Below are 24,738 nucleotides of genomic sequence, written 5' to 3'. Positions count from 1 at the left end.
GTCGCGTGGATGGGTTTCTCAATCTCAATAAGCCGTTTGGGTTCACTTCACATGATTGTGTGGCAAAAGTGCGGCGAATTTATCAATTGAAAAAAGTGGGTCATGCGGGGACACTCGATCCCGCTGCTACCGGAGTGTTACCGATCGCGATCGGACGTGCAACCCGATTGTTGCAGTATCTCCGACACGAGAAAGCCTATCAAGCGACGATTCGATTTGGAGTGACGACCGCAACCGATGATTTAGAAGGTGAAGTCCTGACGCAGCAAGCGGTTCCGAATTTAGAACTATCGCAAATTGAGGAAAAGTTACCGCTGTTTCAAGGCGTGATTCAGCAAATTCCACCGAACTATAGTGCGATTCAGGTGCAAGGAAAGCGATTGTATGAACTTGCGCGATCGGGACAAGCGATCGAAGCTCCGATTCGTACAGTCGAGATTTTAGATTTGAAGATTTTAGCGTTTCGACCGGGTGACTTTCCTGAATTGGATTTAGAGATCGCGTGTGGCGGTGGAACTTATATTCGCTCGATCGCTCGTGACCTCGGTGCAGAACTGGGAACTGGGGCGACTTTGGCGAAACTGCTAAGAACGGAGAGTAGCGGGTTTGAATTGGCAGGGAGTTCCTCGATCGAACAGCTTCCGGTGCCTTTAATGGAACCAGAATCAGCATTGTTGCACTTACCGGAAATGGTGTTGACAAGTGATTTGGCGCGGCGATGGTGTCAGGGGCAAAAAATCGCGATCGAGTCTGAACGATCGGGAATGGTGCGGGTGAAGAACGATAGTTTTTTGGGAATTGGGGAGGTTCGATCTGATGGCGTGTTGGTGCCGCAGATGGTTTACGAACCTGTTTAATTTTCTGGGGGTGGTTCGGTCGGTGGAAGCTCCTCTTCTCCGAAGGTTTGGGGCCAAGGACGAGTCGTAGTGATATCATCCTCAACCTCGATCGAGGCTGCAACAAAAAATTCCGGTGGCAATGTCAGAGTTGATAGATTCGTGAGTTGATTGAGATCTTGAAGGGCTGCTTCTGCGGATTGATAGCGCTGTCGAAAATCTCGCTGCACTAACTTGGTCAAAATCGTAGCGAGTGAACCGCTCACAATCGCTCGATCGCGCCACACAATTTCACCCGTCTCCGAATCTTCTCTAAGTTGGCTCGGTGGCAATCCAGTTAGCGCTTGAATTCCAATCATTCCAACCGCATAGAGATCGCTGTTTAGTCTCGGATTTCCAGCACATTGTTCGGGTGGCATATAGCCTTGAGTGCCAATCCCGATTGTAGCCGTCATGATGTCAGTTTCAGTGAGTTGATGCTGGAGTTCTTTCACCGCACCGAAATCGATTAGGACTAATTTTTGATCGTGCGATCGCACAATGATATTGCTCGGTTTAATGTCGCGGTGAATCACATTGCGCCGATGCACAAAATCGAGAATTTGCAGCAAATCTTGGAGCAGTGCCACGATCCGAACTTCGGCAAGATGTCGCCCGATCGTCAGTTCTGCACTCAGCATTGTTCCAGAAACAAACTCTTGAATCAGATAGAATTCGCCCTCTTCCTCGAAGTACGCTAACAGTCGCGGAATTTGGTCATGCTCTCCCAAGTTTTCTAAACTTTGAGCTTCCGATCGAAACAATCGACGAGCAAGCTGTAAATGCTTGGGATTGTTGCTGGTGGGTCTAAGATGTTTTACGACGCAATCGGGGCTTCCAGGGCGTTGTGTGTCCTCTGCAATGTACGTTTGACCAAAGCCACCAGAACCCAGAATTTTCGTAATTCTGTAGCGTCCTTGAAGTTTCTTACCGATGATTTCTTGATCGTGTTCGTTCAGCAAATCTTGATAGTCTTCTTGGTCGCGAATCAGTTCTTGAACCATTGGCGCTCTGGCGAACTGTTTCAGCGTCTTACGGAATTGGCGCTTGTTGCGATAGTCATGGGCGAGTCCGGTTCCGAGATAAGACATACCCGTAAATAAAATTGCAGCGATCGGAACTGCGATCGGCAAAATCATCAATCCTTGGGTAAAAGTCGCATAGCCGATTCCGCCCCAAAAAAGCGCGATCGTGCCTGCCCATCCCAATCTTGCGGTTGGTTGTTTCGCCTGAATTTGAATCAGTCCTGCAATCAGCACTAGAGCGGCAACGGATAAACCTGAAAAGAGCGAATTGGGAATCGCATTCCGAATCGATCGATTGTTGAGCAAAGTCGCGATCGCGTTGGCGTGAAGCTCAGCCGAAGACATCAGTCCGAATGGCGTATTTTCCTCGCTGCCCAAATTCGACGCGGTAACTCCGATCAGCACAATCTTGTCTTTGAACACTTGCCCACGTTTGAGAAAGTCACTGTTCCAGTTTTCTTCCGATAACACATTCCAAAACGGAATCGTCACGCGGCTGAACGTGCCATCTCTACCGTAAAAGAAAAGATTTTCACCGCTGGGGCGCGGAACGGGTAAATTTGCCGATCGAATTGTTACATCTGCAAACGAAATGACCTTCTCTTGATCAAACAGTGCCGCCATTTCTCGCGATGCTCGTTCATACTTGATCGCTTCACTCCCCAAGCGATGAATTTTGCCATTCGTTTCGGTGCGATACTCGATGAATCCGTAGGAAGCCTTGGAAGTGCGAAACGGACAGAACGGCAGAACAAGCCGCACTTGTTCCCCTTGACGGTTATCGAGTCGATCTGTGTTCACCGACAATGTAACGCGCCCATCGTATCGCTCTAAAACTCGCTGTAATTGGCGATCGTCGTCTGATACTTTCAAATTCGGATCGCTGCAATCGGTCGAAGGTTCCGTCTGTGTAAAACTGGGCAAATCGAGAATCAGATTAACTCCAACCGTTTTTGCTCCGGCTTGCATCACTCGATCAATAACCCGCGCATAATCACTGCGTCTGAGCAATCGACTCGATCCAGACAGTTGTAGCAGCGTTTCATCATCGATCGCCAAAATTACAATATCGTCCGGTGGCGCAACTTCACCCCGCAAATTAAACATTGCCGCTTGAATTTCACGTTCCCAGTAATACTGCGCCTCTTTTGGCTGAAACGCCGTCGTCAATCCAGCCACGATCGCAGATCCAAGCATCAAAGCGTGACCCAAACGCACGAATCGAGGGTCTTTTTTCTTTGGGGCTTCTGTCACTGCGATCGCACGATCGACTTTGGAATCGATCGGCATCGTTTCGGTCGGCTGATTTTCCGGTTGTTTGACCGTCGTTACTCGAAACAATCCAGACCGCAGCGTCAACGTTAACGCTTGAATCAAAGCTGAAGGCGATACTTTTTTACTCATGACTGAGAAAACCGGGCACGTTTGATCAATCAAGCGCGTCTAGACTGTTTCAGGACGATTTCGCAACCTTCCCTGTTCCGAAATCGCCACAGAATCTCAACTATCTTATAAAAAAATCCGTCTAATAGCTGAGGATCTGTTTTAATTGCTTTAATTAACTAATGTAAAGCGCTATATCTTGCTGTGGTATAAATCCAATTCAAAATGTTAGGAAAACCTCGACAATTTGGCAGCGATCGTCAAACTCGCTCAAATCCAGCACTCTGGTTTTTTCTCCAGATGAAACAGAGTGGATTTGTGTGGGGATTGACGATGAGAGCCGCTGAAGAAGCGTAGACAATTGATGGAGCGGCAGATTTTATCGTAAAACTGCTCGAAATTCCATCAATTTCTAGCCCGCTCTCAGTTTTCCGTTGCTAGAATTAATTATTCACATTTTTGCTTCTACAAATTTTAGGTCTTTAGCTTCTATGCATTACTCGATGAACCGTCTTTCTATTTTTGTAGACGGAAACAATATGTTCTATGCACAGCAGAAAAATGGCTGGTTTTTTGATCCCAAGCGCGTCTTAGAACATTTTACTACTGAAAAAAGTGTCGAATTGATCAATGCTTATTGGTATACCGGATTGAAAGATCCCCAAGACCAACGCGGCTTTCGTGATGCTTTGATCAGCCTTGGATACACAGTAAGAACCAAGATTTTGAAAGAGTACTACGACGATACTTCCGGTCGTTATTCTCAAAAAGCCAATCTCGATATCGAAATTGTCGTCGATATGTTCAACACCGTAGAGCAATACGATCGCGTAATTCTCTTTAGCGGTGACGGTGATTTTGAACGAGCGATCGAACAATTGCGATCGAAAAACACTCACATCACTGTAGTTTCAACCGAAGGCATGATCGCACGTGAATTGCGGAATGTGACCGATCGCTATATTGATTTGAACGACATTCGTCCTCATATCGAGAAAGCCGATTACTGAAAGGTCAAGATGTGCTGACTCGACAAAGCAGCGTACTACAATAAGCGTTACAATCACTACAGTTTCGCGCTCGATTCGATAAACGGCGCGAACCGATTCGTAACGACAGTACACTACAACTACACACAGTCGAGCTATGAACGCATCTCATTTCGATCGCATTCTGATTTTCGATACCACTCTGCGCGATGGCGAACAGTGCCCCGGCGCAACCCTTCATGTGGATGAAAAACTTACGATCGCGCGTCAGCTTGCTCGACTCGGTGTGGACATTATTGAAGCGGGTTTTGCGTTTGCGAGTCCTGGAGATTTTGAGGCAGTTCAGAAAATTGCTCAGGCGGTTGGCACTCCGGATGGTCCCACCATTTGCAGTTTGGCGCGGGCAATTCCAGCGGATATCAAAGCTGCTGCTGAAGCGCTCAAACCCGCGGCTAAACCGAGAATTCACACGTTTATTTCCACTTCAGATATTCATTTGGAATATCAGTTGAAAAAAACTCGTGCGGAAGTGTTGGCGATCGCGCAAGAAATGGTCGCTTATGCGAAATCATTCGTCGATGATGTGGAATTTTCGCCGATGGATGCGGCGCGGTCTGACCCTGAATATCTGTATCAGGTGTTAGAAGCTGCGATCGCGGCTGGAGCCAAAACGATCAATATTCCGGACACGGTTGGCTACATGACTCCGAGCGAATTCGGTGCCATGATTCGCGGCATCAAGGAAAATGTGCCAAATGTCGATCAAGCGATTATTTCCGTTCACGGTCACAACGATTTGGGGTTAGCCGTCGCTTGCTTCCTCGAAGCGGTCAAAAATGGAGCGCGTCAGCTTGAATGTACGATCAATGGAATTGGCGAACGGGCTGGAAATGCCTCGCTCGAAGAATTGGTGATGGCGCTGCACGTTCGTCGATCGTATTTCAATCCCTATCTGGATCGTTCGGTCGAATCGGAAACACCGCTCACGAACATCAACACCCAAGAGATTTACAAAACCTCGCGCATGGTGTCGAACCTGACTGGAATGCTCGTACAGCCGAATAAAGCGATCGTGGGCGCAAACGCTTTCGCCCATGAATCCGGAATTCACCAAGACGGAATGCTGAAGAATCGGCAAACCTACGAAATCATGGATGCGAAAACGATCGGGCTGACCGATACGTTATTAGTTCTGGGTAAACACTCCGGACGAAATGCGTTCCGCTCTCGGTTGAATGAACTGGGCTTTGAATTGACCGACCAAGAAATCAACAAAGCTTTTGTTCGATTCAAAGAACTGGCGGACAAAAAGAAAGAAGTCACCGATCGCGATTTAGAGTCGATTGTCAATGATGAAGTTCAACAAGTCCCCGAACTTTTCCGCTTAGACCTGGTGCAAGTCTCTTGTGGAAGTTCCACGTGTCCGACTGCAACCGTTCGATTGCTCAATCCTGATGGCGAAGAGTTAACCGACGCAGCAACGGGAACGGGTCCAGTCGATGCCGTTTACAAAGCGATTAACCGCGTAGTGAATGTGCCAAATCAACTGATCGAATTCTCGGTGCAATCGGTGACAGCGGGAATTGATGCGATCGGGGAAGTGACGATTCGGTTGAAATATGGCGATCGGATTTACTCTGGACATTCTGCGAACACGGACATTATCGTGGCATCAGCGCAAGCGTATGTGAATGCGTTGAATCGTTTGTATGCCTCGTTGCAGAACGAAAATAAACAAGCGGTTGCGTCTCAGACGGCAAACTAGCGTGTTTTAGAACCTTCTCGCTGCGTTGTTCGCTCGCCCCGGAATAGAATTCGGGGCTAACGGTGCGAAGTCCTTTGAAAAGGACTCAAGACGTTCAATCTAGTTTCTTCAGTCCCCTTTAGTAGACTTTGTTCGATTAGCCCCGAATTCCATTCCGGGGCGGGACTGAATCGGAGCGAGAGGTTCTAGAACACCCTATAAAGCCCCATCCTGTGATGTCTTCGAGATCGACGAAATCGGTTCCTCCACCTTTGGAATCGATCGCGTCGATCGTATTTTTTGCGCTTTCCCACCATCGAGCCAATGATGCAGCAGCACATAGAAACACGGAATAATAAACAGCGTCAGCAAAGTTGCTAACGACAATCCAGAAAACACCACAATTCCCAAAGGTTGGAGAAATTCGCCGCCTTCGCCTAATCCTAAAGCGAGTGGAAAAATACCGAGAACCGTTGTCACAGTCGTCATCAAAATCGGGCGTAATCGTTCTGGCGCGGCTCTGAGCATTGCTGATCGACGATCAATCCCTTCAGCCTCATAAATCTCGTTCGCCGTTTCCACCATGATGATCGCATTGTTCACCACAATCCCAACCAGTAGAACGGCTCCGACGACCACCGTTGCCCCGATCGCCGTTTGAGTCGCAAACAATCCAATAATGCCGCCCGACAACGCCAGCGGAATCGTAAACATAATCACCAGCGGATCAATCAGCGAATTGTACTGAACCGCCATCACGACAAAGACCAGGAATGCCGCCAAGCCACCCAAGAGCGGTAAGGCTTGTTGCAGTTGTTGGTTACTTTCTGCGGCACTACTTGGTAAGCGAGAAATGCCTTGTGGTAATTGAGTATTTTGGAAAATGCGATCGACTTCTTCTAAAGCCGCTCCCAAACTCGCCCCTTGATTCAACGTGCCAGCAATCTGAAACACTTGCCGCTGATTAATGCGCTGAATCTGTCCAGGTGCTTGTCCGGTGCGAATGGTTGCAACATCACTCAATCGCACGATTTGATTGTCACTCGTAAACAGTGGAATCCGTTCGACTTGAGAAGCATTTTGAATCGCGTCTTCGTTGAGTTCGACTCGGACATCGACTAAACGATTTCCGCGCTGAATTTGAGTTGGAATCGTTCCTTCGATCGCGGTTTGAATCGTTTCTCCAACCGCAAGTGTATTCAATCCGAGAGCATCGGCACGTTCTCGATCGCGTTCGATCTGGATTTCGGGCTGACGTTGATCCGCATCCGGTCGATATCGCGCCAAAGTTGCTTGTGACAACGCTCCTAACATTTGTCGCCCTGCGGCTTCGAGTTCATCGGTGTTTTGACCCTGCAAGATCACATCGATCTCTGCACCCCGAACTGGAGAGTTATTCAGAATTAAGCCTCGAACTTGTCCGGGACTGAGCCGCAATGTGACATCGACTAAGTTCAACCGCTGAAATTCTCGATTGATTTTCTCGACGTACGCTTCGACATCGGTTTTTGGCTTTAAGGTAATATTGCTCGAAGCCCGCAGCGGGTTTTCACTCGTATTACTGCCGAACAAGAAGCCCCCGACCGTTGTAAACGCATATTCGGTTTCCGGTTGAGCTTGGATAATTTTATCTACTTCTTGCATCACGCGCTGACTAGTTGCAAGCGGAGTTCCCGGCGGAAATTGAGCAAACAAATTCGCTTGTCCGGTACTAATTCGCGGCAGAATTTCTTGAGGAATTCGACCGACCATCCAGAAACCGCTACCACCCAGAAGAATGACCGTGAGCACGATCGCTAAAATCGGTCTGCGAGTAATTTTAGCGAGGAGTCCCGCATAGCGACGAGTTCCGCCTGCTAATCGCTGATCAAACTGCCGAAATAACCAAAAGCGATTAATTCGACTCGACCAGCGAATCGATAACAATCGGGATGCCAGCATCGGTACGACAGTGACCGCAACCACCAACGAAGCCGCAACCGCAAAACAAATCGTTAGAATCAATTCGTTAAACAACAGCGAGATAAAGCCGCCGATTAAAATAAACGGCAAGACTGAAACTAAGTTTGCTCCAGTCGCTGCAACGAGTGAGGATTCAACTTCTTGGCTACTGTCTTCGACTAGATCGATCGCGGCTCCCTTGCCTTGTGCGGCTAACCCTGCTGCACCCCCTTGCCCCACAGCTTTTTTATCAATATTTTCGAGAATCACGACAGACGTATCGACCGCCTGACCGATACTAATCGCTAAGCCTGCCAAGCTAAAGATGTTGAGCGAGAAACCGCTAACTTTCATCGCCGTGATTGCGACTAGTGTACAAAGTGGAATCGTGAGCGTAATGATAAAGGTCTGTCTGAGCGATCCCAAAAACAATAAGACTGACAATGCTGCGAGCGCTGCTCCTGACAATGCAGATTCGGTCACACTATTGAGAGACGCTTGAATAAATGTTGATTCATCCAGCGTTGGAAGAAGCTGCATGTCTTGAGGAATGACACCCGATCCACGCAGTTCCTCGATCCGGCGTTTTACACCTTCGACGACTTGAATCGTGTTTGCGTCCGGTTGTTTCTGAATACTGACTTTTACCGCAGGCTGACCGTTCAAATTTACAAAAACTCGCTGCTTCTGCGTTCCATCAGAAACTTCAGCAAAATCACGAAGGTAAACTCGTTCTTGGGGAGCAGGCGTTGTCGATTCGGTTGTCGTTCCGCTTGTTGATTGCGTTGAAGTCGGTGTAGCCGCAACTGGAAACGATAAATTCTGAATTTCCGCGGCATCCTTGAACCGCCCGATCGTTCTCGTCAACGGCTCAGAATTTCTGCCTAGAATCCGTCCTCCAGAAATATCCTGGTTCGTTTCTTCTAATTCTTGTAGAACGCTATTTAATCCCACTCCCAAGGCTTGAAGTCGATCGAGATCCACAATCACCCGAACTTCTTCTTCGACTCCTCCAGAGACATCAACTGCCGCCACTCCTTCGACTACGCCCAATTCCCGCGCTAATTCCTCATCCGCAAACACCCGCAAATCCACCAACTCTGAAGAAGGAGAAGTAACAGCAAATTCATACACTGGAAGCTGGGAAGGATCAACTTTGAACAGGGTCGGTTCTTCGATCGTATCCGGCAAGTTTCCCCGCGCTCGGTTAAATGCCGCAGTCGCATCATTCAACGCTTGATCAATATTTCCGCCGGGCTGAAAGAACAAATCGACGCTGACCTGTCCTTCACGAGTCTGGGAATAAACCTGCACTACACCTTCTGTTGCAGAAAGGGCTTCTTCGAGTGGGCGAGTCACTTCATCGACCGCAACATCCGGCGAAATTCCAGGAGAATTAACGCGCACCCCGATCCGAGGATAGGTAATCGACGGCAGCAAATCGACCTGAAGACTCGATAGAAAATACAGACCAATGACGATCGCAGTCAGCGTCACCATCAAAGTCCCGATATGTCGTCGAATCGCGATCGAGCTAATACTAAACCCCCGCGATTGAGAAGACTGCATAGTCATAATGCTTTATCCCTTCGATAAAATGCTCAACCGAACGGGCGCACCCGCTTCTAACTTGCCACTACTGCGAACGACGATCGTTTCTCCCGCATTCACACCCGATAAAATTTCGACTTGTCCATTTGCCCGATTACCAAGCTGCACTTGTCGGGGGCTAACTGTCGCTTGTTCACCAGATTTGCTCACGACATAAACCGTACCGGACTTCGGAGCCTCTTGAGCTTGTTGCGGTCTTTGTCCAGGTCGCTGTCCGATCTGGGTCGCTCCTTCGGGAACCACGACGCGCTGAGATTGTCCGCCTTGAAAACTGACTCGCGCTAGCAATCCGCTGCCAATTCTGCCGTTTGGATTTGGAATCGTGACTTCGATCGGGATCAATCTCGCTCGTGTTTCTGCTGCTGGAGCAATTCGCGTCACGGTTCCCGCGATCATTTGATTTGGAAGTGCATCTAAGCGGACTTGTGCTCTCTGCCCGACTCGAATCGTGGCAAATTCTCGCTCTGACACTTGCACCTGAACTTTCACCTGATTGAAGTCACCGATGCGTAAAACTTCCGTTCCCGCTTGTGCTAAATTTCCCGGTTCCGTCGGACGCGCTAAAACGGCTCCATTGACTGGCGAAGTTAACACACTAAAAGACTGTCTTTCTCGCTCTTGATTGACGATCGCTTGTTGTGCCGTAATTCGTCTCGCGGCGGCAGTGACTGCTTGCTGCCGATTCGCAACCTGTTTTTCTGCCGATCGTAATGCTTGTTCTGCTGTTCCGGCTGCTGTTCTCGCGGTTTCCGCTTGTTGCGCTGAAGTTGCACCCTGACGGAACAGAATCGCTTGCCGCTCCGCATCCGATCGCGCTTGTTGCAATTCTAATCTTGCCCGTTCTACCTGAGTTCGAGCATCCTCCACTTCCGCTTGTAAACTTGCAACTTCTGATTCTCGTGCCGCCACTTCTGCTTCTGCTTGTGCAACAGACGAATTTGCGATCGTGCCATCTAATCGAGCTAACGTTTGACCCGCCTGCACTGGATCACCCACATTTACGCTAATGTCCGTAATTCTGCCTTCGGCTTGCGATCGCAGTGAGATTTCTCGAAACGGTCGGGTTGTTCCGGTATAGGTCTGCTCTTCGTTCAAGCTTCCGAGTTCGACGACTGTGGTATCAACTGCGGCTGCATTACCTTGCTGATTTTGGGGATTGGGCTGCTGTTGGGCATCCCCTGCTGGAATCAAATTGCACCCACCCAGAAGGAATACTCCGGCGAGTCCGAGTTGACTGAGCGTTAAGCGGACAGGAATCGGGAGTCGCATCATGACGAATCAACGGTTGGCACAGATTGGTCTTCACAGTATTTAATATTTTGTGTTCTAACTGTATCGATCCAAAGGCTGAACTTGCGTCGTGTCACAAGATAGAACCTCGATCGCTATTTCTCCCAAAAGAGTGACGAATTCCAAAGGCAGATTGCAAGAATCGAGAGAGGTGTGAGGGATTTGTTGCAATTCTTGAAGAGGATGAAAGATCATGGCAGATTCAGTTCGGACAGTGGATGTTGATACGACGATCGCAGCATTGCAGCAGGGGTTGACCTCGATTCCGGTTGAGCAAGCGATCGCAGTGATTGAAAGCTGGCAGCAACAGCTTCAAGGCACCGATTTGGCAGAAGATCTAGGCGATTTGAAAGCAGCATTGACTCAAGGAGATGCGAGTGCAATTTCGCAGATCTTGACAGATCTGGGTGAAGACACCTCAGAAGCCGCAGCGGATGCGACTGGAGATGTTGCAGTGAAGGTTGAACAGTTGGGCGAGTTGTTATCGCAAGCAGGTCAATCGATCGCGTAGATTGTGGAATTTGGTAGAGGGCAAGTCACTGCTCTGGGGTTTGGTGAGATGCTTTGAGTTCGTCGATCGAAGACCTGACGCACCAGCAGATCAATAACTGCCCCTCTACCTCTAAGAGGACGTTTGAAAAGTATCGTTCACTGCATCACCCGCCCCTCGAATGGAATTCGGGGCTAACCGTGCGAAGTCCACTGAAGGGGACTAAAAGCCAGTTGAAATGGGGTCTTCAGTCCTTTTCAAAGGACTTCGCACCGATAGCCCCGAATTCCATTCCGGGGCGAATCAGAACGCAGCGAAGAAACCTTTTATACTTTTCAAACACTCCTAAACAAACATTTAGAAAATCGCTTCACATGAATACTTCTCGAAAAATTCGGTATGCGGTTGTTGGTCTTGGCTGGATTGCCCAAGCGACCGTTCTTCCAGGCTTCAAAAACATTCGCGAAAATTCTGAAATTACCGCTCTGGTTTCCAATGATCCAGAGAAGTTAGAAAAGCTATCGAAACAGTATGGAATTCAAAATACATACAGCTACGATGAGTATGATGATTGCTTAAATAGCGGCGAAATTGACGCGGTTTATATCGCTCTACCAAATCACTTGCACAAAGAATACACAATTCGAGCAGCAGAAGCCGGAATTCATGTGCTGTGTGAAAAGCCAATGGCAGTAACCGCACAAGAATGTCAAGAAATGATCCGCTCGTGCAATGAAAACGCGGTCAAGCTGATGATCGCTTATCGATTGCACTTTGAAGAAGCGAACTTACAAGCGATCGACATTCTCAAATCCGGTCAAATCGGTGAACCGCGCATCTTTAATTCAGTTTTCACTCAACAAGTAAAACCGGGCGATATTCGTTTACAAACTGCGCTCGGTGGTGGAACGATCGCCGATATTGGAATTTACTGCATTAATGCTGCTCGGTATCTCTTCCAGGACGAACCGATCGAGGTTTTCGCCACCAGTGCCACCAATGGAGAAGATCGCTTCAAAGAAGTCGCTGAGATGACGACTGCGATTCTAAGATTCCCAGGCGATCGATTAGCAACATTCACAACCAGTTTCGGGGCGGCTCCAGTTTCGACCTATCAAGTGGTTGGAACAAAAGGCGATATAAGGCTCGATTCTGCTTATGCAACTGAGGGCGAGATCAAGCATCAATTGACGATCGATGGTGAAACTCAAGAGCGATCGTTTTCTGATGTCGATCAGTTCTCGGCTGAATTGGTGTACTTCTCGAATTGTATTTTGGAAGATCGACCTCCTGAACCTTCGGGAATGGAAGGCTTAAATGATGTGCGAATTATTCAAGCGCTGGAGCAATCGATCAAGAATAAGCAGTTTGTACCCGTTGCGGATCTCGATCGACATGCGCGTCCAAGTATGGAACAAGTGATGCGTTTACCTGCGGTGGAAGCTCCAGAGTTAGTGAATGCAAGCGATCCTTCTGGAAAGGGTTAGGAGAGAGTTTCGAGATTAGAGAGTTAGGAGATTTTGGTTTACTGCATAGCCCGCCCCGGAATGGAATTCGGGGCTAACAGAACGAAGTCCACTGAAGGGGACTAAAGGAGTAAAGTATAGTTCTTTCAGTCAGTTTCAACTGACTGAAAGAACTAGCCCCGAATTTCATTCCGGGGCGGGTGAATGCAACGAACGATAAACTTGAAACACTCCCAATAAGCTGAATCCACTCTACAAATTAAATAAATACAGGAGAAATCAATGATACGAAAACTAGGCTTATGGCTAATTTGGCTGGGGTTTATTGTTTATGTCGTTTGGTTTGCTCCACCTCTCAACATCAAATTGTTGTACTTCCTAAACCCTGTAGCGCTCTCTGCCTTTAGCATGGTCGGAATCTGGCTCTTAATTTATAGCTGTCTTATCTTTGCAGATGGCAGAATGCAGCAAATTCCAGCTTGGGGCTTTATGTTAGCCTCGATCGCATCCGGTACAGTTGGCTTAATTCCCTACCTTGCTCTGCGAGAACCCAATGATCAATTCTCCGGTGAGAAAGATCCTTGGTTAGCCCTGCTCGATTCAAAAGCAACCGGAATTGTCCTCACAATTAGTACTGTCGTTTTCTTACTATTTGCGATCGTCTTCGGAGATTGGAGTCTGTTCGTTCAATCTTTCCAAACCGACAAATTCATTCACGGCATGTCGCTTGCATTAGTTTTATTTGCGCTGTTGTTTCCTTATCCCACTCTATTAAGTGACGATATGGCGCGACGTGGATTAATCAAAGAATCGCAATTCTTCTGGATCGTTGCGCTCATTCCGCTGTTTGGTCCGCTGGCTTATCTCTGTCTACGTCCAAACATTCCTACACTGAAGTAATTCGCTTGATAGATTAATTTTCCGCAGCAATTCTTCTACAATCCGCAAAGCTTCTTTGATTAGAGTTATGCAGGATTTTAGTCAACTGCTGAAGGATAATATCGATCGCATTAAAACCGATTGGGCGGATGCGGTGGCAAACGATCGACAAATTCGCAGTGCAGATACACTACCCAGAACCGCGATCGAAGACCATATTGATGATGTGTTGATCGCGATGGCGCTCTGTCTGTCGCAAACTGAAGCAGATGACAATAAAGCGATCGTCGAAGGTAGTATTTCTCACGGTGTTTTACGAGCGAATCAAGGTTTTGATCCAAGCGAAATCGCTCTAGAGTATCATTTGCTGCGTAAAACGATCTTTGATTGCATTCGTGCTGAATTACTAGGCGGTACTCCTGAAGAAATATTTCGTGCGCTCACTGTGATCGATTCTGTGATCGATTTAGCGGTATCCCAATGTTTCAAAAGCTATGTGGCTGAACGATTAAACGAATTAGAACAAGTCCGAAATCAGTTAGGGGTTACCGTCTCAGAATTGAAACGGTTGGCGCGTACCAGTGAAGATAACCTTTCGATTCTCGCGCATGAACTCAAAACACCGCTCACTTCAATTATTGGATACGCGGATTTATTCTTGAGACAGTCTCGACGAGAAGAGCGTGATTCTGTTTCTAGTTTGGAACATATTGAAAAGGTGTTGCGCGGCGGGCGGCGATTGTTGCATTTGATCAATGATGCACTGGAACTATCGCGCTACGAAGCCGGAAAGATGCACATCATTCCAGAGGCGATCGACCTTCCAGCACTGATCCAAGTTGTGATTGATGAGATGCAGCCGTTAGTCAACGATCGCAATTTGCAACTGATCACCGACCTCGAACAAGCACCCCAAGAAGTGATTACTGATCCATTTCGCCTACAGCAAGTGATTACGAATTTAGTCAGTAATGCAGTTCGCTACACAGAATCGGGCAGTGTAACGATCGCTTGTCGCAGCCTGGCTAACGATCGTTGGTTAATCTCAGTAACTGATACTGGAATCGGCATTGATCCTCAAGATCAGCTCCGTCTATTTGCGCCGTTTGAGCGCGTTGGAACGATGAAATCGCCGGATAGTACGGGACTGGGACTCGCGATCGTGGCTCGATTAGTCGAACTCTTACAAGGTAATATCTATCTCGCATCCCAACCGAAAGAAGGCTCAACCTTCACAGCGATTTTTCCACGAGAATTTCAGGAAGGCTAAAGTGTGTTTTAAAGTCAACCCATTGCTTTAACCGTTTCCTTGAACAATGTGTTTCACGGTGGTTAATGTCTCTAATCCAATCAATCCGCGTCGATGCCCTTTCTGATTGGACATCCCTAGAAAAATTGCATCTCCCCGCTTTGGATTGCGATAAAACCGAGGCGACGCATTGATATAAGTTGAAGCACTATTGACTCCGATCGCGAATTGTCGAGCTTCCTGATAAGACTCACTCACCAAACAATCCGCATGACCGCTACTGTAATGATTGATCCACTCGATCGCGCTAGTTAAACCATCCACCACGCGGAAACTGACAATACGATCGAGATAAGCCTGACTCCATTCCGAATCCTCAACCACACGAACGCCCGGAAATTCAGCAGCTAAAGCAATATCCCCTCGAATCTGGAATCCTTTTTCTCGCAAACTATCCCAGAGCATGACCAGTGAAGCAGGATTCTGCTGTCGATGAATCAGAACTTTCTCGATCGCGTTGACCGGATCGGGTTCGGTTTCATGACTATCCACAATCATCGACCGCGCCATGTCCAAATTTCCCGATGGCGACCAATAAAGATAACAATTTCCCATCGCCGATCGTAGAACGGGAGCCGTCGCCTGTCTCACCACTTGCTGAACTAAACTCGGTCGCCCGTAAGGAATCACTAAATTCAAATACCGATCTTGAATAATCAAATCTCGAATCGGTGTCGCTTCTGCGGGAAGCAGTTGAACGCTTTCGATCGGAAACCCTTCATCTTCGAGCGCTTGCTGTAATGTTTCCGCGATCGCGATATTCGAGTGAGTCGCCTCATTCCCACCTTTGAGAATCAGACAGTTTGCTGACTTGATACACAATCCAGCCGCGATCGCGCTCAACTCTGGAAATCCTTCGTAAATCAGCGCAATCACACCCAGCGGCATCAACTGAGAATACGTCTGAGCGCGATCGGTTTGAAAATTCGCAGGCATCACGCGCCCGATCGGATCGGGTAACTCGCTCAACCGATTGAGAATCTGAACCACATTCTGAAGCCGTTCCGGGGTCAACTTCAGCCATTCCAGCAGCAACTCGGAAATTGCCATCTCCCGACTGATTTCGAGATCGAGCGTATTCGCTTCTAGAATCTCATTTTGCCGACGACACAACGCCTGTGCCATCGCCTGAACCACACGACTCCGATCGACTCCACTCGTTGCCGCCAACGTCAGCGAAGTCATCTGAGCCGATCGCAGGGCTGAAATCGGGTCGAATGCCCCTATGTCCGTCGTCATGAACTACCGCCGATAAGCTAACCACACCATGAGCGCTGGCAGCACGGCTAACACCAATGCCACGATCGCCCACAACATAATATTGGCACCGGACGGCGAATGGAGCGCAACAGGAAGCCAAATACTCAACAGAACCAGCAAAATACCGAGTGCCAGCGGGAGATAACTATCGCCCAGTCCCGGCTGCACGACGTTCCACTGGTGTCCCGTCCAGCGCCACGATCGCTTATACGGATACGTGGTGGCGAGTTGTTCGATCACACAGCCGTTTTCTTCGACCACGAAAATCTGTTGGCAGCGATTACAGCCAAACGCTTCAGTGAGCGCGATCGGGATTAGGCGACCGCGACGACGGCACGGACAAGGATAATCCGTCCCTAAATCTATCTTGTGATGCTTCTGGGTATGCACAAGTCGGGTGAGAGCTTATTAAATGGAGGTTGATATCGTTGCGGCGGGATAAATTCCACTGCACCCAGGTCGCATTAAAATTAAATTTCTAACGCGACTATGTTAGGAATTCTATCACTCTCGTTTTGGAGACTCCGCCCCCTTAAGAATCAGTTGTGATTTACTTGTAACATTTGGACACATCGAGTGTGAGTTATGGCAAAAAAACCGCCGAAGCCGATCGATCAAGATCGCGTCGTCTATTCCGAGTTTGGCAATCCCGAAGTGTTTGAAAGAGCTGTTCCCGACCTGCCACCAAATCAGCAGAATTTGAGAATTCAAGTCTCTCGCAAAGGGCGCGGTGGCAAAACGGTTTCGATCGTTTCTGGATTTCAGGGTAAGCCTGAGACCCTGAGCGATTTGGCGAAGAAACTAAAGGCGCAGTGTGGAACCGGGGGCGCGGTGAAAGAAGACGCGATCGAGATCCAAGGCGATCACGCTCAAAAACTGCTGCAAATTCTCACAGGATTGGGCTACAAAGCAAAAATCAGCGGCGGTTGAAGCTCAACACGATGAAAGATTGGCGTACCGTCGCTGAACTTCTGATGGGTCAGCAACCTCAAAAAAAAGTTCGATCGCTTCTGCAAGATTCTGGTTGGCTTCTTCGATCGTATTCCCTTGACTAGCGATATCTAGTTCGGGACAGAGTGAGACATACCCATCGCCCTCACGTTCAATAATGGCAGTGAATTGCTGTGTTGTAAGGTTCATAGCTAATTTGCGATCGCAGATTTCAACATCTTAACCGAGGGAGATCGATCGCCCTTTCCTTCTGCTTCGATCGCGCTCCACTTCGCGCTAGGATACGTAAGCTACATTGAATCCCATCGCCATGCAAGCCCGTAGAATCTCTCGCGAACTCGCACTGCTGAGCATCAGTCAACTCCCTTCAGACCTCGAAAAAGTCAACCAGCAAAAACTCCAAGATCTCGTTCTCGCTTCGATTCGCACCCTTACCACCGAAGCCCGCGACACGCTCGAAACCGCTGCGGCTGAACTGCAACGCGGTGATGCTCAACTGTTAAAGAGTCAAACTCGCGCCGCCAATCTTGAAGCCGCTCGATCGATGGTGCAAGAAGCCGTCAACCTCGCTCAATCCGCGATCAATCGACTCGGAGGCGCGATCGACCTTCCCGAATTCATTCAACTCGCAAACCAAGCTGAAGTTCGTGCCTACGCGATGGAAATTATTACGCGGCTTCAGGTCGAACGGGCAACGGTCGATCAGTTGCTGAATGGAATTCTGGTCGATTGGAACGTCGATCGATTAGCCGCAATCGATCGCGACATTCTCCGTATCGCTACGACTGAAATGATGTTTCTTGGCGTTCCCACAAGTGTTGCCATTAACGAAGCTGTAGAACTCGCGAAACGGTACAGCAACGAAGACGGCTACAAGTTTATTAATGGAATCTTGCGCCGTGTCACCGAAGCGATTCATGTGAAGTCTTAATTTCCATTAAAGTGAAAGTAGGCGTTCTGGATTTTGGGTTATGACGTTTAATTGGTTCAATCGGTTTAACAAAGAAGAAGAAAATCAGCCTGAACCGGCTCCAGCGGCAGAAACGCCCGTGGAGGAAACGCCTGCTGAAGAGACACCTTCGAAAGAAGATGCGCGGATTGCCAATGCAAGAGCGATCGTAGAAGCCTTTCGCCGCAAACAGCGAGAACAAGCCGAACAAGCACCAGAAACGCCTGAAGTCGTTGAAGAAGAGGCTCTAGAACCTGTAGAAGCGATCGTTGCCGAATCCGAACCGGTAGAAGCTCCAGAAGTCGTCGAATCTTCCGAAACCGTTTCCGAAGCTGTCGAACCTGAAATCGAGCAAGCTGAACCCGAATCGACAGAAGAAGTGGCTCTTGCCCTTCCGTTTTGGGCGCAATCTCAAGCGGATACCCAAGCTCGACTCGAACGCCTTAGAGCAACTGCTATTGAAGAACCGACCGAACCTGAACCAGTTGTCGAAGCACCGAAACTAGAACCCGCATTTACGATCGATGAAGGTTTCCTCTGGTCTGCGGATGTTCTTTCTGCGATGGGAAGACGGGCGGAAGATGTGTCGATCGAAGAAATCACCTGGCTCAAACGCCTACGGCAAGGACTCGATAAAACTCGCCGCAGTTTAGTTAATCAACTCAAAGCCATCGTCGGTCAAGGTCCGCTGAATCAAGATGCCGTTTATGAGATTGAATCGCTATTGCTTCAAGCGGATGCGGGTGTAGAAGCGACCGACAAAATTATCGAGGCATTGCAGGCGAAATTAAGACAGGAAACATTGCCGCCGGATCAAGCGATCGCATACCTAAAACAAATCTTGCGTGATCTCCTAGATCAACCGCTACAGGGTTCACATAGTGCATTCTTCGCGCCTGAAAAAGACACCTTAAACATTTGGCTGATGACGGGGGTGAATGGAGCGGGGAAAACAACGACGCTCGGTAAACTTGCCCACATTGCGACCAAATCTGGCTACAAATGCTTGATTGGAGCGGCTGATACTTTTCGGGCGGCAGCGGTTGAGCAAGTCAAAGTTTGGGGACAAAGAAGCAACGTCGAAGTCATTGCAAATCCAGGACAGAATACTGATCCGGCTGCGGTTGTCTTTGATGCAATTAGTGCGGCTCAGTCTCGTGGAACTGAATTACTGCTGATTGATACGGCTGGGCGGCTTCAGAACAAGAAGAATCTGATGGATGAACTCAGCAAAGTTCGTCGCATTATCGATAAAAAAGCGGGAGATGCCAAAGTCGAATCCTTGCTTGTTCTCGATGCAACACTGGGACAAAACGGATTAAAACAAGCGGAAGTGTTCGCGCAAGCGGCTCAACTGAGTGGTGTAGTGCTGACGAAACTGGATGGAACGGCAAAAGGTGGAATCGCGCTTGCAGTCGTCGAACAGCTTGGATTACCGATTCGCTTTATCGGTGCGGGAGAAGGGATTGAGGATTTGCGTCCATTCTCTAGTTATGAATTTGTTGAAGCGTTGATTAGCGGTTAGGGTTAGTTTTGAAGGCGCGATCGTGGTTTTATCGCCCGTTCGATGAATGAACCTAGAATTCATCGTTCTATCGAAAAATCCGGGTAGAGACGCGATTAATCGCGTCTCTACGTCGTTGGGTAAACGCAGAATCTGTCGCATTCATGAATCGGTGTGATTCATTCTCGATCGCGAAATTCCATCACCCCAAAATGGCTTCAATTCCCAATCCCGTTCCGAGCAGAAACAACAACCCCAACAATCCCGCTAACGGTTGACGATCGATTCCCGTTCCCCATTCTGGTGCAGTCTCTTCGTATTGCAGAATTTCTGCTGCATCCAAACTCGCAATCATCCACACCCAACCCGCGTGGAGTCCCCAAGCCAGTCCAATATTATTGCGATCCTGCACAAACGCCAAACACAACACCACACCCATCAGCGTCAATCCAGGCAATTGTGGAATCTTTTCTTTGCCTTCCCAAATCAAATGAAGCACGGCAAAAATCACGCTCGATACGATCGCACTTGTCCAAAAATCTGCTTCAAACTGTCCAAAGAAGAACCCACGAAACACCAGTTCTTCAGTCAATCCGATCCAGATTCCAAGTAAAAGTGTTGGTAAACTTGCCGCCAACCATTTTCGCCAGTTTTCGGATCTCCAATGAATCCAACCGAACGCCGTTTGTATCCCGAATAAAATCAGAATTCCAACAACTCCGATCCCTAATCCGATTCCGGCTGAAGCAAAAAGATTCGAGTTCAAATGAATTCCAAAGGTCGAAAATGGAAGGCTTTTGAGACGAGCAACGCCCCATAAAATGAACGGAGCGATCGCATAAAGAGAAGCCACGAGCGGCAATTTTTGCTGTAACTCTAGCGGATTAAACGGCTTCCATTTTACCCAAAACGCGATTGGAATTGCGATCGGCAACCACGCTAAACCCCACACCAAAAAAAAGAATCCTATCTGAACAAATGCAGGCGTTTGTGAGAAAGCGTTAACAAACTGAACTGCATTGATCACGATAGGAAACTGATTCATGAAAGCAGTTGCGATCATTCGTTCTCTTCTACTTCGACTGCACCATTTTTACTGGCTTTGTCGCCGGAGAGTTGCACCAAATGAATGTGCTTATAACCGAGTTTAATTTCAAACTCATCGCCAGGTTTTAGACCCATTGCTTTGGTGTAAGCCGCACCGATCACGATTTGCCCATTTTGATGGACACTCACTCGATAAGTTGGTTCACGTCCGCGACCGTCCTTGGTGCCTTCGGGATCGAGAGGAAGCCCTTTCGCCACCAGCAAGGCATCATAAAACTCGGTCAAATTGACGCGAGTTTGGTTGTTTTTCGTAACGGTGTAATAGCCACATCGCTTTGCCGTTTCTCGACGCGGTAGATGTGACAGTTCTTTTACTTTTTGAAGTAATGCCTTCCCGGTTAAAGGGGCGGTTGCAGGTTCACTCATCTGCTACAGAATATCCCTACGATTTCTGAAATGGGTATTAGCGTCAATCTTTAATGTTTGACTTAATAAAATATATCCTTAAACGCTTGTTTTTGCACACTGACTTTATTCAGTTCGTCTTAACATTAATCTTTCTGATTAAATCTTACAGTTCATCAATGAAAGGCTGCTCGATCGCAATTTCACAACGCGCAATCCTGCTTTGTCAATGTCAGAAAACAACAAAACTGATCAAGCCGTAAATGGTTTCGATCGAATTCTGGACATTCAGCGGTAAAGCGCAATGTTAAACTAAAGGGCAGTCGATGTAGCTCTTTTTGGGTGATGGTTCATGCAGGTCGTATTTAAGATTGTTCGGCAAACTGAAAATGCTGCGCCACGAGTCGAATCGTATTCGCTAGAGGTGGAACCCAGCAATACAATTCTCGACTGCCTCAACCAGATTAAATGGGAGCAAGATGGGTCGCTGGCATATCGGAAAAATTGCCGAAATACGATTTGTGGAAGCTGCTCGATGCGAATTAATGGTCGATCGGCGCTTGCGTGTAAAGAGAATGTGGGGAGCGAAGTCGCGCGATTTGCCCCGGATGCAGAAGTGCCAGAAATGACGATCGCACCGCTCGGAAATATGCCCGTGATCAAAGATTTGGTTGTGGATATGTCGAGCTTCTGGGCGAATCTGAACGCAGTTGATCCGTATGTAAGTACGGCATCGCGACAAGTGCCAGAACGTGAATTTCTCCAGTCTCCAGAAGAGCGCGACAAGTTGAATCAGACCGGAAACTGTATCATGTGCGGTGCGTGTTATTCGGAATGTAACGCCCGCGAAGTTAATCCGGAGTTTGTGGGACCTCATGCGCTGGCGAAAGCCTACCGAATGGTGACGGATTCGCGGGATGATTCAACGGTCGATCGATTAGAAAAATATAACGAGGGAACGAGTGGAGTCTGGGGCTGTACTCGTTGCTATTACTGCAATTCGGTCTGTCCGATGGAAGTCGCACCGATGGATCAAATCGGCAAGATTAAGAATGAGATTTTGCATAGTGAAATCGTCGATGAAAGTCGATCGATTCGTCACCGTAGAACTTTGATTAATCTTGTGAAACAAGGCGGCTGGATCGATGAAAGACAGTTCGGCTTAAAAGTGGTGGCGAACAATTTCAGAGATTTACAAGGCTTATTTAGTCTTGCCCCACTGGGAATTCGCATGATTCAGCGGGGCAAATTTCCGCTCTCGTTTGAGAAATCGCAAGGAACGGATACGATACGATCGCTGATCGAATCCGTCCAAGCTTTTGAAGCCCAATCAAAATAATAGAACTTATGACTGCTGAAACTCCTAAACCTGAAACTCAAGAGCCTGACGAGAAGCAACCTGCTTTTGGTTGGACACCGTATGCTGAAGTGATCAATGGACGATTCGCCATGATTGGATTTGTGGCTTTGTTGATTTTACAGTTAGTCACTCGCCAAGATTTCTTTACTTGGCTTGGATTCTAATCGATCGAATAATTCTAACGATGCAGAACCTGGAGTGAATCCCGATTCAGCATCGTCTTTTACTTCCAATTTCGCCAATCGGTATTCAAAATCGAAGTTCCTGGAAATGCTGTAGGGTTTTTATTGACATTCAGTCGCTGTTGGAGTTTCTCTAAGTTGGGACTGGGTAATGGTAGATTTTCCACAAGTTGAAATGGAGCAATTCCGGTTTCGAGGGAAAACGCCGCAGTTGTACCCGCAGCCGCGCCCGCAGACCATTCGATCGAGTGAACCCGATAACCTGCTGCTGCAATATGACTCATCGCCAAACTTTTTCCGGTGATGATTAGATTGTCGATTTTCTGCGGGATCATAGCTCGGAGTGGAATCTGGAACGGATAGGTATCATCGGCTCCTTGTCGTTCTCCCGGACGTTCTTGATTTCCGGGCTTTTCGGGGGGCGATTCGACCATGCAGGGATGGAAATCAAGCGGGTAATGTCCGATCGCGACACTATCAGGATAAATGTGCGATCGACCTAAAGTTTTTACAGTTTTCGGATCAACGCGATCGCGAATCACATCGATCGTTCGCAAACCCGCGATCGAGGTTGCAATGTTTCGGAAGGTTCGCTCTCCCAGATTCTGATAGTACTCCTGACTAAAATCTTTTCGAGAGGCAGTCACTTCATCGATGAAAAAGCCTTCGGGATAGCCGTAAGCAGGTCGCCCAATAATTCGACGCGATTCGCGCATATAAGGGTACTTGGACAATCCATGCACCGTACCCATCGGAGAATCTAGCCCGGAAAGATATTGCAGATTCGGAAAGGGTTTCTTGATCGGCTGTTTCGCGTCGGTTGTCCCAGAATGGAACCAGTAAAAGAACCCAAGAGCTTGTTCCTCGCCGCCTCGTAGTCCACTGACTCGGAAGCCACCCATCCAACCATTCGGATCAAGCTGTCCAGTCGCTCTAAGTTGATCCCGCGACAAGAGATAGTTATCCGCGCTTGTTCCCGGTGCGTAATCGTTGCCCCAGTTCCAGTTTTGCATCGAGATATCGCCAGGGTTTATCGATCGACTTCCCGCCCCCGGAACCGCACTCCGAATTCGACGATAGGTAAACACCAACTCAGGCGCGTCCGCGTATCGCTTGTCATTGAAACTATAAGACTGGGCATACCGCGAATAAAACTCCGGTGGTGTTGCAGGTTGCGGAGTCGCTGTTGCTGCCATCGCGAACGTGTATGTATAGCCTTGAGGACAATAAGGATAATCGGTTTCGCTGGATGAAGAAGGGTTGCGATACGATCGAGCATCTAGCCCCAATTGATACGGAACATCCGTCAGCGCGACCAGTTCCCCGGTTTCTGTTGCTTCAATGACGTACCACTTTCCAGAAGCAGGCGGCACGAATTGAATGATTTTCTTTTGAAATAGGGGTGAATTTTGTTCGGTATAACTATCGGTAATTGTTTGTGATAACGGATAGGTATTAAGGGGTGGCGCGTTCGGGGCGGGACGGTGTTTAATGGCGCGAATCGATTGAATTTGAGTGCCCGAAGTTGCGACTGATTTTGCGACAGTATTCGGGAAAAAATAGAGTTTCCCTTTTCCTTCTTTTTCTGCCTCTCGTAGCATCGTTTGTAATAATTCATGACCTTCTTTTGGCATGAAACAGACAAGACTTACCCAACAGGCACCCGGATTTTTTCCTTCGTTTTGGGATAAAATTCGCTGGCGAAAATCGGTGTAGCCGCGTGGAAAAAATGAGCGCGATCGCTGCGTTGGTTTTTCATCAAGGGCTGAAGTTCCCTGAGAGGAAACCTGTCCGCCGATCCAATCAGTAATCTCGGTCATACAGACCGTACGACCCGCTTTGAGGGATTCATAAGCGGCAGCAACTCCCGCCGTTCCCGCCCCGACAATCATGATTTCGCAGTTGACTTGTTGATCAATCGATCGAGGAGTTTGGGCATAAATGGGCGGGATTGGAAGTAGAAAAATCAAGCCTAGTCCCATTCCAAACCGCAAGAAAAATTTCAGCATTAAACGAATCTCACGTCACTAAATTGTGCAAAGAACATCTGTATTTTTTTGCAGAATGTACAGATTAAA

At 48.1% G+C, this 24,738-nt stretch carries 22 protein-coding genes; 13 read left to right on the top strand and 9 right to left on the bottom strand.

The window, feature by feature from the left end:
* Nucleotides 1-5 precede the first annotated feature (5 nt).
* Complete coding sequence (gene truB / locus NIES2104_RS04005) at nucleotides 6-857, top strand: tRNA pseudouridine(55) synthase TruB (RefSeq protein WP_058995961.1); 852 nt, start codon at nucleotides 6-8, stop codon at nucleotides 855-857.
* Here the strand turns inward: truB and NIES2104_RS04000 are convergent.
* Complete coding sequence (locus tag NIES2104_RS04000; RefSeq protein ID WP_058995959.1) at nucleotides 854-3,304, bottom strand: CHASE2 domain-containing protein; 2,451 nt, start codon at nucleotides 3,302-3,304, stop codon at nucleotides 854-856. The genes truB and NIES2104_RS04000 overlap by 4 nt on opposite strands.
* A 204-nt stretch (nucleotides 3,305-3,508) precedes the next feature.
* Here NIES2104_RS04000 and NIES2104_RS33330 point away from each other — a divergent pair, with 204 nt between their 5' ends.
* From NIES2104_RS33330 to NIES2104_RS03990, 3 genes are all read left to right on the top strand, one after another.
* Complete coding sequence (locus tag NIES2104_RS33330; protein ID WP_263970907.1) at nucleotides 3,509-3,640, top strand: hypothetical protein; 132 nt, start codon at nucleotides 3,509-3,511, stop codon at nucleotides 3,638-3,640.
* Nucleotides 3,641-3,786: 146 nt separating this feature from the next.
* On the top strand, nucleotides 3,787-4,293 hold the full coding sequence (locus NIES2104_RS03995) for an NYN domain-containing protein (RefSeq protein WP_263970906.1): 507 nt from the start codon (nucleotides 3,787-3,789) through the stop codon (nucleotides 4,291-4,293).
* Nucleotides 4,294-4,429: 136 nt separating this feature from the next.
* Complete coding sequence (locus tag NIES2104_RS03990; RefSeq protein WP_058995955.1) at nucleotides 4,430-6,037, top strand: 2-isopropylmalate synthase; 1,608 nt, start codon at nucleotides 4,430-4,432, stop codon at nucleotides 6,035-6,037.
* 195 nt (nucleotides 6,038-6,232) lie between these two features.
* On the opposite strand, the gene NIES2104_RS03985 is transcribed toward NIES2104_RS03990, so the two are convergent.
* Together NIES2104_RS03985 and NIES2104_RS03980 are read right to left on the bottom strand one after the other, a co-directional pair.
* Nucleotides 6,233-9,532, bottom strand: coding sequence for an efflux RND transporter permease subunit (locus NIES2104_RS03985; protein WP_263970905.1), 3,300 nt, complete (start codon nucleotides 9,530-9,532; stop codon nucleotides 6,233-6,235).
* A 6-nt stretch (nucleotides 9,533-9,538) separates the two neighbouring features.
* Nucleotides 9,539-10,840, bottom strand: coding sequence for an efflux RND transporter periplasmic adaptor subunit (locus NIES2104_RS03980; RefSeq protein ID WP_225895203.1), 1,302 nt, complete (start codon nucleotides 10,838-10,840; stop codon nucleotides 9,539-9,541).
* A 211-nt stretch (nucleotides 10,841-11,051) separates the two neighbouring features.
* Between NIES2104_RS03980 and NIES2104_RS03975 the strand changes: the two genes are divergently transcribed.
* The 4 genes from NIES2104_RS03975 to NIES2104_RS03960 all read left to right on the top strand — a co-directional run bounded on the left by NIES2104_RS03975 (nucleotide 11,052) and on the right by NIES2104_RS03960 (nucleotide 14,963).
* Complete coding sequence (locus NIES2104_RS03975; RefSeq protein ID WP_058995949.1) at nucleotides 11,052-11,369, top strand: hypothetical protein; 318 nt, start codon at nucleotides 11,052-11,054, stop codon at nucleotides 11,367-11,369.
* A 353-nt stretch (nucleotides 11,370-11,722) separates the two neighbouring features.
* Nucleotides 11,723-12,835 carry a Gfo/Idh/MocA family protein gene (locus NIES2104_RS03970; RefSeq protein WP_058995947.1) on the top strand — a complete coding sequence of 371 codons (1,113 nt, stop codon included), beginning with the start codon at nucleotides 11,723-11,725 and terminating at the stop codon, nucleotides 12,833-12,835.
* Between the two features lie 261 nt (nucleotides 12,836-13,096).
* Nucleotides 13,097-13,714: a hypothetical protein gene (locus NIES2104_RS03965; protein WP_058995944.1), complete on the top strand. Its 618-nt coding sequence runs from the start codon at nucleotides 13,097-13,099 to the stop codon at nucleotides 13,712-13,714.
* Nucleotides 13,715-13,781: 67 nt separating this feature from the next.
* Entirely contained in the window at nucleotides 13,782-14,963 is a 1,182-nt protein-coding gene (locus tag NIES2104_RS03960) for a sensor histidine kinase (RefSeq protein WP_058995942.1), read from the top strand.
* Between the two features lie 27 nt (nucleotides 14,964-14,990).
* Here NIES2104_RS03960 and NIES2104_RS03955 read toward each other — a convergent pair whose 3' ends face one another.
* Nucleotides 14,991-16,241 carry a glutamate-5-semialdehyde dehydrogenase gene (locus NIES2104_RS03955; protein ID WP_058995940.1) on the bottom strand — a complete coding sequence of 417 codons (1,251 nt, stop codon included), beginning with the start codon at nucleotides 16,239-16,241 and terminating at the stop codon, nucleotides 14,991-14,993.
* A 3-nt stretch (nucleotides 16,242-16,244) separates the two neighbouring features.
* Nucleotides 16,245-16,652: a hypothetical protein gene (locus NIES2104_RS03950; RefSeq protein ID WP_058995937.1), complete on the bottom strand. Its 408-nt coding sequence runs from the start codon at nucleotides 16,650-16,652 to the stop codon at nucleotides 16,245-16,247.
* A gap of 195 nt (nucleotides 16,653-16,847) precedes the next feature.
* On the opposite strand from NIES2104_RS03950, the gene NIES2104_RS03945 reads away from it, so the two are divergent.
* Complete coding sequence (locus NIES2104_RS03945; protein WP_058995936.1) at nucleotides 16,848-17,192, top strand: translation initiation factor; 345 nt, start codon at nucleotides 16,848-16,850, stop codon at nucleotides 17,190-17,192.
* A gap of 3 nt (nucleotides 17,193-17,195) precedes the next feature.
* On the opposite strand, the gene NIES2104_RS03940 is transcribed toward NIES2104_RS03945, so the two are convergent.
* Nucleotides 17,196-17,402: a type II toxin-antitoxin system HicB family antitoxin gene (locus NIES2104_RS03940; protein WP_058995934.1), complete on the bottom strand. Its 207-nt coding sequence runs from the start codon at nucleotides 17,400-17,402 to the stop codon at nucleotides 17,196-17,198.
* Nucleotides 17,403-17,523: 121 nt separating this feature from the next.
* Here NIES2104_RS03940 and nusB point away from each other — a divergent pair, with 121 nt between their 5' ends.
* Entirely contained in the window at nucleotides 17,524-18,144 is a 621-nt protein-coding gene (gene nusB, locus NIES2104_RS03935; RefSeq protein ID WP_058995933.1) for a transcription antitermination factor NusB, read from the top strand.
* Nucleotides 18,145-18,184: 40 nt separating this feature from the next.
* Nucleotides 18,185-19,687, top strand: a complete 1,503-nt coding sequence (gene ftsY, locus NIES2104_RS03930; protein ID WP_058995931.1) for a signal recognition particle-docking protein FtsY — start codon at nucleotides 18,185-18,187, stop codon at nucleotides 19,685-19,687.
* A gap of 181 nt (nucleotides 19,688-19,868) precedes the next feature.
* Here the strand turns inward: ftsY and NIES2104_RS03925 are convergent, their stop codons facing one another.
* Nucleotides 19,869-20,711 carry a CPBP family intramembrane glutamic endopeptidase gene (locus NIES2104_RS03925; RefSeq protein WP_059001552.1) on the bottom strand — a complete coding sequence of 281 codons (843 nt, stop codon included), beginning with the start codon at nucleotides 20,709-20,711 and terminating at the stop codon, nucleotides 19,869-19,871.
* Between the two features lie 14 nt (nucleotides 20,712-20,725).
* Nucleotides 20,726-21,139: an AbrB family transcriptional regulator gene (locus tag NIES2104_RS03920; RefSeq protein ID WP_058995929.1), complete on the bottom strand. Its 414-nt coding sequence runs from the start codon at nucleotides 21,137-21,139 to the stop codon at nucleotides 20,726-20,728.
* Nucleotides 21,140-21,470: 331 nt separating this feature from the next.
* On the opposite strand from NIES2104_RS03920, the gene NIES2104_RS03915 reads away from it, so the two are divergent.
* Both NIES2104_RS03915 and NIES2104_RS30580 read left to right on the top strand, forming a co-directional pair.
* Nucleotides 21,471-22,457: a succinate dehydrogenase/fumarate reductase iron-sulfur subunit gene (locus tag NIES2104_RS03915; protein WP_058995927.1), complete on the top strand. Its 987-nt coding sequence runs from the start codon at nucleotides 21,471-21,473 to the stop codon at nucleotides 22,455-22,457.
* A gap of 8 nt (nucleotides 22,458-22,465) precedes the next feature.
* Nucleotides 22,466-22,642: a chlorophyll a/b-binding protein gene (locus NIES2104_RS30580; protein WP_063270199.1), complete on the top strand. Its 177-nt coding sequence runs from the start codon at nucleotides 22,466-22,468 to the stop codon at nucleotides 22,640-22,642.
* Nucleotides 22,643-22,701: 59 nt separating this feature from the next.
* Here the strand turns inward: NIES2104_RS30580 and NIES2104_RS03910 are convergent, their stop codons facing one another.
* On the bottom strand, nucleotides 22,702-24,669 hold the full coding sequence (locus tag NIES2104_RS03910; protein ID WP_058995925.1) for an FAD-dependent oxidoreductase: 1,968 nt from the start codon (nucleotides 24,667-24,669) through the stop codon (nucleotides 22,702-22,704).
* Between the last annotated feature and the right edge of the window lie 69 nt (nucleotides 24,670-24,738).

Origin of the sequence: Leptolyngbya sp. NIES-2104, from assembly GCF_001485215.1 — a bacterium.
Taxonomy (GTDB): Bacteria; Cyanobacteriota; Cyanobacteriia; order Leptolyngbyales; family Leptolyngbyaceae; genus Leptolyngbya.
Note: the sequence above shows the minus strand (reverse complement) of the source record. Positions and strands in the feature narration are given on the sequence as shown.